General features: G+C 71.4%; 11 protein-coding genes. 9 read left to right on the plus strand and 2 right to left on the minus strand.

The genetic code is table 11. The annotated features are described in order from the left end of the window. Positions 1-80: 80 nt before the first annotated feature. The 3 genes from deoC to HYE82_RS28825 are packed head-to-tail and all read left to right on the plus strand — an operon-like array spanning position 81 to position 3,384. A complete protein-coding gene (deoC, locus tag HYE82_RS28815; protein ID WP_179177118.1) occupies positions 81-1,040 on the plus strand; it encodes a deoxyribose-phosphate aldolase in 960 nt (319 codons plus the stop codon). 12 nt (positions 1,041-1,052) lie between these two features. Further along, on the plus strand, positions 1,053-2,498 hold the full coding sequence (locus tag HYE82_RS28820) for an aldehyde dehydrogenase family protein (RefSeq protein WP_179177110.1): 1,446 nt from the start codon (positions 1,053-1,055) through the stop codon (positions 2,496-2,498). Beyond that, positions 2,491-3,384, plus strand: coding sequence for an aldehyde dehydrogenase family protein (locus HYE82_RS28825; RefSeq protein WP_179177111.1), 894 nt, complete (start codon positions 2,491-2,493; stop codon positions 3,382-3,384). The genes HYE82_RS28820 and HYE82_RS28825 overlap by 8 nt, the downstream gene beginning before the upstream one ends. Positions 3,385-3,456: 72 nt before the next feature. Here HYE82_RS28825 and HYE82_RS28830 read toward each other — a convergent pair whose 3' ends face one another. After that, positions 3,457-3,807 (minus strand): hypothetical protein, encoded by a 351-nt coding sequence (locus HYE82_RS28830; RefSeq protein WP_179177112.1) that lies wholly within the window; start codon positions 3,805-3,807, stop codon positions 3,457-3,459. A gap of 76 nt (positions 3,808-3,883) precedes the next feature. Between HYE82_RS28830 and HYE82_RS28835 the strand changes: the two genes are divergently transcribed. Beyond that, positions 3,884-4,567: a uridine kinase gene (locus tag HYE82_RS28835; protein WP_179177119.1), complete on the plus strand. Its 684-nt coding sequence runs from the start codon at positions 3,884-3,886 to the stop codon at positions 4,565-4,567. Positions 4,568-4,783: 216 nt separating this feature from the next. Here the strand turns inward: HYE82_RS28835 and HYE82_RS28840 are convergent, their stop codons facing one another. Beyond that, positions 4,784-5,497, minus strand: a complete 714-nt coding sequence (locus HYE82_RS28840) for a SigE family RNA polymerase sigma factor (RefSeq protein WP_179177113.1) — start codon at positions 5,495-5,497, stop codon at positions 4,784-4,786. A gap of 193 nt (positions 5,498-5,690) precedes the next feature. On the opposite strand from HYE82_RS28840, the gene afsQ1 reads away from it, so the two are divergent. The 5 genes from afsQ1 to HYE82_RS28865 all read left to right on the plus strand — a co-directional run bounded on the left by afsQ1 (position 5,691) and on the right by HYE82_RS28865 (position 9,798). Beyond that, positions 5,691-6,368: a two-component system response regulator AfsQ1 gene (gene afsQ1 / locus HYE82_RS28845; RefSeq protein WP_179177120.1), complete on the plus strand. Its 678-nt coding sequence runs from the start codon at positions 5,691-5,693 to the stop codon at positions 6,366-6,368. A gap of 53 nt (positions 6,369-6,421) precedes the next feature. Beyond that, entirely contained in the window at positions 6,422-7,858 is a 1,437-nt protein-coding gene (locus HYE82_RS28850) for a cell wall metabolism sensor histidine kinase WalK (protein WP_256987854.1), read from the plus strand. After that, positions 7,836-8,480 carry a hypothetical protein gene (locus tag HYE82_RS28855; RefSeq protein WP_179177115.1) on the plus strand — a complete coding sequence of 215 codons (645 nt, stop codon included), beginning with the start codon at positions 7,836-7,838 and terminating at the stop codon, positions 8,478-8,480. The genes HYE82_RS28850 and HYE82_RS28855 overlap by 23 nt, the downstream gene beginning before the upstream one ends. A gap of 230 nt (positions 8,481-8,710) precedes the next feature. Next, positions 8,711-9,496, plus strand: coding sequence for a helix-turn-helix transcriptional regulator (locus tag HYE82_RS28860; protein ID WP_256987853.1), 786 nt, complete (start codon positions 8,711-8,713; stop codon positions 9,494-9,496). Next, a complete protein-coding gene (locus HYE82_RS28865) occupies positions 9,493-9,798 on the plus strand; it encodes a DUF397 domain-containing protein (protein ID WP_179177117.1) in 306 nt (101 codons plus the stop codon). Before HYE82_RS28860 ends, HYE82_RS28865 begins: the two co-directional genes overlap by 4 nt. Positions 9,799-9,866 lie beyond the last annotated feature (68 nt).

The following is a 9,866-nucleotide window of genomic DNA, read 5'->3' on the forward strand; positions in this document are numbered from 1 at the left end:
AATGGGCCCCTCTCCGCACAGATGTGCACCCGAAGGGGGTGACAGGCAGCTACGCGCGTAGATATGCTCGTGTGGTGACCATGCCCACCACCCCCGCATTCGCCGACGTGACGACGTCCGACAGTGCGCTGCGCCGGTTCCTGCACGGGCTGCCCGGCGTGGACGCCGTCGGCCTGGAGGCCCGCGCGGCCGCCCTCGGTACCCGTTCGATCAAGACCTCGGCCAAGGCGTACGCCATCGACCTGGCCATCTCGATGATCGACCTGACCACGCTCGAGGGTGCCGACACCCCGGGCAAGGTCCGGTCGCTCGCCGCCAAGGCCGTCAACCCCGACCCCACCGACCGTACGACGCCCATGACCGCCGCGGTCTGCGTCTACCCGGACATGGTGGCCACCGCCAAGGCCGCCCTGAACGGCGCCGACGTGAAGGTCGCGTCCGTCGCCACCGCGTTCCCCGCCGGCCGCGCCGCGCTGCCGGTCAAGCTCGCCGACACCCGTGATGCCGTCGCCGCCGGCGCCGACGAGATCGACATGGTCATCGACCGTGGCGCCTTCCTCGCCGGCCGCTACCTGGAGACGTACGAGCTGATCAAGGCCGTCAAGGAGGCCTGCGTCCGCCCGGACGGCACCGCCGCCCGCCTCAAGGTCATCTTCGAGACCGGCGAGCTGTCGACGTACGACAACATCCGCCGCGCCTCCTGGATCGGCATGCTCGCGGGCGCCGACTTCATCAAGACCTCCACCGGCAAGGTCGGCGTCAACGCCACCCCCGCCAACACGCTGCTCATGCTCGAAGCCGTCCGCGACTTCAAGGCGCAGACCGGCATCCAGATCGGCGTGAAGCCGGCCGGCGGCATCCGGACCACGAAGGACGCCATCAAGTTCCTGGTCCTGGTCAACGAGACCGCGGGCGCGGACTGGCTGACCAGCGAGTGGTTCCGCTTCGGCGCCTCCAGCCTGCTCAACGACCTGCTGATGCAGCGCCAGAAGCTGAGCACCGGCCGGTACTCCGGTCCCGACTACGTGACGGTGGACTGAGATCCCGTGAACATGGACAAGCAGACATCTGTATTCGAGTACGCCCCGGCTCCCGAGTCCCGGTCGGTCGTCGACATCGCCCCCTCCTACGGCCTCTTCATCGACGGTGAGTTCACCGACGCCGCCGACGGCAAGGTCTTCAAGACCGTCTCGCCGGCCACCGAGGAGGTCCTCGCCGAGGTCGCCCAGGCGGGTGCCGCGGACGTCGACCGCGCCGTCAAGGCCGCCCGCAAGGCCTTCGAGAAGTGGTCCGCGCTGCCCGGCTCCGAGCGAGCCAAGTACCTCTTCCGCATCGCCCGGATCATCCAGGAGCGCAGCCGCGAGCTGGCCGTCCTGGAGACCCTCGACAACGGCAAGCCGATCAAGGAGACCCGCGACGCGGACCTCCCGCTGGTCGCCGCGCACTTCTTCTACTACGCGGGCTGGGCCGACAAGCTCGACCACGCCGGCTACGGTGCGAACCCGCGTCCGCTGGGCGTCGCCGGCCAGGTCATCCCGTGGAACTTCCCGCTGCTGATGCTGGCGTGGAAGATCGCCCCGGCGCTGGCCACCGGCAACACCGTCGTCCTCAAGCCCGCCGAGACGACCCCGCTGTCCGCCCTGTTCTTCGCGGACATCTGCCGCCAGGCGGGCCTGCCCAAGGGCGTCGTCAACATCGTCCCCGGCTACGGGGACGCGGGTGCGGCCCTCGTCGCCCACCCGGGCGTCGACAAGGTGGCCTTCACCGGTTCCACCGCCGTGGGCAAGGAGATCGCCCGCACCGTCGCCGGCACGGGCAAGAAGCTCACCCTGGAGCTGGGCGGCAAGGGCGCCAACATCGTCTTCGACGACGCCCCCATCGACCAGGCCGTCGAGGGCATCGTCGGCGGCATCTTCTTCAACCAGGGCCAGGTCTGCTGCGCGGGCTCCCGCCTGCTGGTCCAGGAGTCGATCCACGACGAGCTGCTGGACTCCCTCAAGCGCCGCCTGAGCACCCTGCGCCTGGGCGACCCGCTCGACAAGAACACCGACATCGGCGCGATCAACTCCGCCGAGCAGCTCGCCCGGATCACCGCCCTCGCGGACACCGGCGAGGCCGAGGGCGCGGAGCGCTGGTCCCCGGCGTGCGAGCTGCCGTCCGCCGGCTACTGGTTCGCCCCGACGGTCTTCACGAACGTCAGCCAGGCGCACACCATCGCCCGCGACGAGATCTTCGGACCGGTGCTGTCGGTGCTGACCTTCCGCACGCCGGACGAGGCCGTCGCCAAGGCCAACAACAGCCAGTACGGCCTGTCCGCCGGCATCTGGACGGAGAAGGGCTCGCGGATCCTCGCGGTCGCGAACAAGCTCCGCGCCGGTGTCGTCTGGGCCAACACGTTCAACAAGTTCGACCCGACCTCTCCCTTCGGCGGCTACAAGGAGTCGGGCTTCGGGCGCGAAGGCGGCCGTCACGGCCTGGAGGGCTACCTCGATGTCTGAGCAGAACCGTCTGAGCGTCTTCAAGACCTACAAGCTGTACGTCGGGGGCAAGTTCCCCCGCTCCGAGAGCGGCCGGGTGTACGAGGTGAGCGACTCCAAGGGCAACTGGCTGGCCAACGCCCCGCTGGCCTCCCGCAAGGACGCCCGTGACGCGGTCGTCGCCGCCCGCAAGGCCTTCGGCGGCTGGTCCGGCGCGACCGCCTACAACCGCGGCCAGATCCTCTACCGCATCGCCGAGATGCTGGAGGGCCGCCGCGACCAGTTCGTCCGCGAGGTCGGCGAGGCCGAGGGGCTGTCGAAGTCCAAGGCCGCGGCGGTCGTGGACGCGGCCGTCGACCGCTGGGTCTGGTACGCGGGATGGACCGACAAGATCGGCCAGGTCGTGGGCGGGGCCAACCCGGTCGCGGGCCCGTACTTCAACCTCTCCACCCCCGAGCCGACCGGTGTCGTCGCGGTCATCGCCCCGCAGGCCTCGTCCTTCCTGGGGCTGGTCTCCGTGATCGCCCCGGTGATCGCGACGGGCAACACCGCGGTCGTCATCGCCAGCGAGCAGGCCCCGCTGCCGGCGCTGTCCCTGGGCGAGGTGCTGGCCACCTCCGACCTGCCGGGCGGCGTCGTCAACATCCTGTCCGGCAAGGCGGCCGAGATGGGCCCGCACCTGGCGGCCCACCAGGACGTCAACGCGATCGACCTGGCGGGTGCCGACGCGGCCCTCGCCAAGGAACTGGAGATCGCCGCCGCCGACAACCTGAAGCGCGTCCTGCGTCCACAGCCTGTGGACGACTGGACGGGCGACCAGGGCACGGCGCGCATGACGGCGTTCCTGGAGACCAAGACGGTCTGGCACCCGACGGGCTCGTTGGGCGCCTCGGGCTCGTCCTACTGACGCCGCCCCACAGGCCGGCCCCGGCAGCAAACCCCCGTGCTGCCGGGGCTGCCCCTTTCCGCAGCCCGGTGTCTACCCGCCGCCGTTCAGGGGGCCGAGGAGGGAGCCCACCGCCGCGTCGGGGAGTTCCGCGATCGACGGGCCCCGGGTGAGTGCGCCGGTGACCATGCCGGTGCCGACCGGCGGGAAGTCCGCCACCTTCGTGGCGATGCCGTTGTCCAGCGGGTCCACGCCCGTCCCGGCGAGCGGGTTCACCTCGACGTCCGCGACAGGGTTGAGGACCCCGGCGACGGCCGCCGGAACGGACAGCTCACCCGCCTGGGCGCCGCCCGCGGCCATCGCGAGGGCTGCGCCGGCCATGGAGACCGTGAGGCCCGCGGAGCGCAGTGCGGAGGAGGTGCCGGGGGCTGCGTGACGTGCCATGGGGATCCCTTGTGATCGTGGTCGCGTGCGCACGCAGCGTAGTGGAGGTGTGATCCTCGATACCAACGAGTACCGGATGGCATCCCACGCGCGGGGGAATGCGTCAGACTGGTGTTCCGTGAGCGCCTCCTCTCCTTTGCCTACGCGTGTCGTCCTGTTGACCGGACCTTCAGGTTCCGGAAAGTCGTCGTTGGCCGCCCGTTCCGGGCTGCCGGTACTGCGCCTGGACGACTTCTACAAGGAGGGCGACGACCCGACCCTCCCCCTGGTGGAGGGAAGCTCGGACATCGACTGGGACTCCCCGCTGTCGTGGGACGCCGACGTCGCCGTCGAGGCCATCGCGCAGCTGTGCCGCACCGGCCGTACCGAGGTCCCCGTCTACGACATCGCCACCTCGTCGCGGACCGGCACGGAGACCTTCGACATCTCCCGGACCCCGCTGTTCATCGCGGAGGGGATCTTCGCGGCCGACATCGCGGGCCGCTGCCAGGAGCTCGGGCTGCTCGCCGACGCCCTCTGCCTGCGCGGCCGCCCGTCCACCACGTTCCGCCGCCGCCTGCTGCGCGATCTGCGCGAGGGCCGCAAGTCGGTGCTGTTCCTGCTGCGGCGCGGCCTGCGCCTGATGCGGGCCGAGCGGGGCATCGTCGCCCGGCACGTCGCCCTCGGCGCCCACCCCTGCGGCCGGGACGAGGCCCTGGGCCGGCTCGCGGCCGCGGCCGCAGGCCGCCACCGCTCGCCGAGCACCGCCGCCGCCGTCTGAGCGGCCGCGGCGGAAGCCGGCTGCGGTTCGCAGCGCCCCGCACGGGGCGCGGGGAACCGCGCGACCCGCCGTTGCCCCGGACAGACCCCCGTACAAAAAGGTGCGCGGGATCAGTCGGACCCCCGACCGACTGATCCCGCGCGTTTCCCCCCATGGCCACCGCCCCACCCCCGTAGGACGGCCCCCCGGCCATTGGCTCTGTGATGGCTCCGCGTGTTACGCGACGAGCTCCTCGAAGGACTCCGCCTCGTCGCGGCCGAAGCTCAGCGCCTCGTCGTCCCGCAGGCGGCGCAGCGAGCGCCAGATGCTCGACTTCACCGTGCCGACGCTGATCCCGAGGATCTCCGCGATCTCCGGGTCCGTCCGGCCCTCGTAGTAGCGCAGCACCAGCATCGTGCGCTGCGGCTCCGGGATCCGGGCCAGGGCCTGCCACAGCACCGCGCGCAGCTCCGTACCGCGCATGGCGTCCGCGTCGGTCGCCGTCTCCGGCAGCTCCTCCGTCGGGTACTCGTTCAGCTTGCGCCGGCGCCAGGCGCTGATGTGCAGGTTCGTCATCGTGCGCCGCAGGTAGCCGCCGACGGCCGCCTTGTCGCTGATCCGGTCCCAGGCCCGGTACGTGGAGAACAGCGCGCTCTGCAGCAGGTCCTCGGCCTCGTACCGGTCGCCGGTCAGGTGGAAGGCCGTCGCGTACAGTGCGGCTCGCCGCTCCTGGACGTACGCGGTGAACTCCGCCTCCGAGGAGGAGGACAGCCGCGGCTCGGGGAGCGCGGCCGGAACCGGGGCGGCCGGCCGGTACGTCTTCGCGTCGATGGCCACCGTGTGCGCCGGCCGGGGACGGGCGACCGTCACCGAACGGGCGCCTGCCCGGCGGCTCACATCGTGCAGCCGCGTGACAACCGCGCTGGTGGTGGTGCTGTGCAGCGTGTTCATCCCGCGCCCCCCGTCGTGGAGTCTGCTTTTCGGTTCCTGGTTCCGCGTCATGCTCGGTGCGTTGGTTAAAGACTGCACGGCGGACTTAACCGGGGTGTCCGTCGACTGTCACAGGCCTGTCACAGCCACCCCGGCGAGAACGCCCCGTGCGCGACGGTCGAACTACCAACCGCACATGGGACAGAATGTGGCCGTGCCTTTCCTGTTGCTGATCGAGGACGACGACGCCATCCGCACGGCCCTCGAACTCTCCCTGACCCGCCAGGGCCACCGTGTGGCCACTGCGGCGACGGGCGAGGACGGCCTGAAGCTGCTCCGCGAGCAGCGGCCGGATCTGATCGTGCTGGACGTGATGCTGCCCGGGATCGACGGCTTCGAGGTGTGCCGGCGGATCCGCCGCACCGACCAGCTGCCGATCATCCTGCTCACCGCGCGCAGCGATGACATCGACGTGGTGGTCGGCCTGGAGTCCGGCGCCGACGACTACGTCGTCAAGCCGGTCCAGGGCCGGGTGCTCGACGCCCGGATCCGGGCCGTGCTGCGCCGCGGCGAGCGCGAGGCCAACGACTCCGCCGTCTTCGGGTCCCTGGTCATCGACCGGGCCGCGATGACGGTGACGAAGAACGGCGAGGACCTCCAGCTGACGCCGACCGAGCTGCGGCTGCTGCTGGAGCTCAGCCGGCGGCCCGGTCAGGCCCTGTCGCGGCAGCAGCTGCTGCGGCTGGTCTGGGAGCACGACTACCTCGGCGACTCGCGGCTCGTGGACGCCTGCGTCCAGCGGCTGCGCGCCAAGGTCGAGGAAGTGCCCTCCTCGCCCACCCTCATCCGCACCGTACGGGGTGTCGGCTACCGCCTGGACTCCCCGCAGTGATCAAAGCTCTGTTCGCGGGCCGGCGCTGGACCAGCCTGCGGCTGCGACTCCTCATGGTGTTCTCCCTCGTCGCCCTGGCGGCCGCGGTGTCCGCGTCCGGCATCGCGTACTGGCTCAACCGCGAGGCGGTGCTCACCCGTACCCAGGACGCGGCCCTCGGCGACTTCCGGCAGGAGATGCAGCTGCGGGCGGCCGCCCTGCCCGCCGACCCCACCCCCGAGGAGCTCCAGCGCACCGCCGACCTGATGGCGGGCAGCAGCCCCGGGTACAGCGTGCTGCTGGTGGACGAACGCGCCGACCACCGCATGGTGTTCGGCGCGGCCGGCCCCGACTCCTTCCGGCTGGAGGACGTTCCCGAGAGCCTCCGGCGGGCCGTCAACGACCGGCAGAAGCCGACCGCGGCGAGCGAGGCCGAGTACCACGTGTACTGGCAGCGCACGAAGCCCGGCGGCAACCCCTACCTGGTCGGCGGCACCCGGATCGTCGGCGGCGGCCCCACCGGCTACATGTACAAGTCCCTCGCCCAGGAGCGCGACGACCTCAACGCGCTCGGCTGGTCCCTGACCATCGCGACCGGGCTCGCCCTGCTCGGCTCCGCGCTCCTCGCGCAGGCCGCCGCCCGTACGGTCCTCAGGCCCGTCCAGCGGCTCGGCGACGCCGCCCGCCGTCTCGGCGAGGGCGAGCTCGACCACCGGCTGGACGTCTCCGGCAACGACGAACTCGCCGACTTGTCCCGCACCTTCAACCGGACCGCGGAGGCCCTGGAGAAGAAGGTCGCCGACATGAGCGCGCGGGAGGAGGCCAGCCGCCGCTTCGTCGCCGACATGTCGCACGAACTGCGCACGCCCCTCACGGCCCTCACGGCGGTCGCCGAGGTGCTGGAGGAGGAGATCGACGACCTCGACCCGATGATCGCGCCGGCCGTGACGCTGGTCGTCAGCGAGACCCGGCGCCTTCACGACCTCGTCGAGAACCTGATGGAGGTCACCCGCTTCGACGCCGGGACCGCCCGCCTCGTGATCGACGACGTGGACGTGGCCGACCAGGTCACGGCCTGCATCGACGCGCGGGCCTGGCTCGACGCGGTCGAACTCGACGCCGAGCGCGGCATCATGGCCCGCCTCGACCCGCGCCGCCTCGACGTCATCCTCGCCAACCTCATCGGCAACGCCCTCAAGCACGGCGGGTCCCCGGTGCGGGTGTCGGTACGCGTCGAGGACGATTGGCTCGTCATCGCGGTGCGCGACAACGGGCCGGGCATCCCCGAGGAAGTGCTGCCGCACGTCTTCGACCGTTTCTACAAGGCCAGCGCCTCCCGCCCGAAGTCGGACGGCAGCGGCCTGGGCCTGTCCATCGCCGTGGAGAACGCACACATCCACGGCGGCGAGATCACCGCGGCGAACGCCGAGGGCGGCGGCGCACTGTTCACGCTGCGGCTGCCGGTGGACGTGGGAAAGGTGATCGCCGGTGGCGACGCGAACGAGGCGTAGGGGGGCGGCCGCGGCCGCGGTGCTGTGGGGGCTCGCGTCCCTCACGGCCGGATGCGGGATCCGGGCCACGACCGTCCCGGTCGACGTCGGCCCGGCGCCCTCCCGGGTGTCCTGCGACATACCGGCCCAGCAGGGCAGCGCACAGGGCTTCCGGGCCACCGTGGAACTGGTGTGCGGCTCGCAGCTGGTCGGCGTCGAGCGGGTCGTCCCCATAGCCGAGAAGAAGCCGACGAGTGACCCCGCGCTGCTGGCGGCCGAGGCACTGCTGGAGGCGCTGGAGCGGGAGCCCTCGCAGGAGGAGCGCGACGCGGGCTTCACCAGCGCCGTCCCGGGCGGGCTGACCGTCGCCGCGGCCCGGCCGGGCGACCCGGCGGGGACGGTCCGGCTCAGCAAGAAGCCGGAGGACCTGCTGCCGGTGGCCCTGGCGCAGGTGGTGTGCACCCTCGCGGGCAGCGAGACCGTCTCGGCCGGCCCCGGCCCGGTGGTCCTCGGCGGCCCGGACGCCGACCCGCCGCGCGCCTGGGAGTGCACGGACGCCGTCCGCTCCCGCCCGGAATCGGTGCCGACGCTGGGCGAGCTGGTCCGCTCCGTGCCGAGCCCGTCGCCGACGCCGTCCGGCTGAGTGCTCCGGTCGTCTGCGGCCCGGTGGTGGGCTGATCGCGCAGTTCCCCGCGCCCCTGGCGGGGCGCTGCCGAACCGCCGCATGTCCGTTCGAGGCGTAATCCGGCAGGGCAGTGGGCCGACCCGTACTCATTGAGGAGTACGGGTCGGTCCGGTGTGAGACGCCACCGCGGGTGGCAGTGCACGCGTATGCCACCGAGGAAGAGGGCGCCACGGCCCAACGCGACCGCGATGAAGATGATCGGCGAGCAGGTCGCCACCGGACGGATCGCCAAGAAGCTCACACAGAGCGCGCTCGCCGACCTGATCAATATGGACATGGAGACCATCGCCTCCATCGAGCAGGGGCGGCGCGTCCTGATGCCCGATGTCGCCGAGCGGATGGACCGGGCACTCGGGCTCCCCGGAGTGCTCACCGTCGCCGCCCTGCGGATGCCGGAGGTCGACATGATCCCGGCCTGGGCCGAGGAGTACTTCGAGCGCGAGCACGAGGCCCTCGCGCTGTCCTGGTTCGACACCATGACCGTTCCGGGGCTGCTCCAGACCGAGGCCTATGCGCGGGCGGTGCTGTCCTGTCGGGTGCCGTTCGTGGGGGAGGAGAAGATCGAGCTCCAGACCGCCCGCCGAATCCGGCGACAGGAGATATTGCGTCGACCCGTACCGCCCACCCTGTCCTTCGTGATCTGGGAAGCTCCTCTGCGGGACCGCATCGGCGGGGACGAGGTCTACTTCGAGCAGTTGCGTCATCTGCGGGCCTGTGCCGACCGGCCGGCCATTTCGATTCAGATCCTGCCCCTGGGTCTCACTACCCACGCAGGCCTGAACGGCCCCTTTACCCTGCTGGAAACTCCCGCGTTCCAGCACCTCGCCTACTCCGAGACACAGCGCGGCAGCATCCTCGTACGCGACCCGAACGAGGTCAGCATCCTTACGCAGAAGTATGCGATGCTGCGATCCCAGGCCCTCAACGTGGTTGATACCAAGGGCCTGTTGGACCGGCTGCTAGGAGAGCTATGAGCACCGCACTGAAGTGGTTCAAGTCAAGCTACAGCGGCGACGAGGGCGGCCAGTGCGTCGAGGTCGCCTACGACTGGCGGAAGTCCAGCTACAGCAGCGACGAGGGCGATGCCTGCGTCGAGGTCTCCGCCCCCTGGCGCACCTCCAGGCACAGCGGCGACGAAGGCGGGGCCTGCGTCGAGGTGGCCGCCTGCCCCCACGTCGTCCACGTCCGTGACTCGAAGGTCGAGGGCGGCCCGGTCCTCGACGTGGCCCCGGCCAGCTGGACTGCGCTGACCGGCTGGGTGTCCGTACGCACGTGAATCGGCGCCACGGTACGGACGGGTTCGGTCACCACCCGCGAGCCGGTAGCCGAAGGCCCACCCCCACC

The sequence above is a fragment of the Streptomyces sp. BR123 genome, from assembly GCF_013401435.1.
GTDB lineage: Bacteria > Actinomycetota > Actinomycetes > Streptomycetales > Streptomycetaceae > Streptomyces.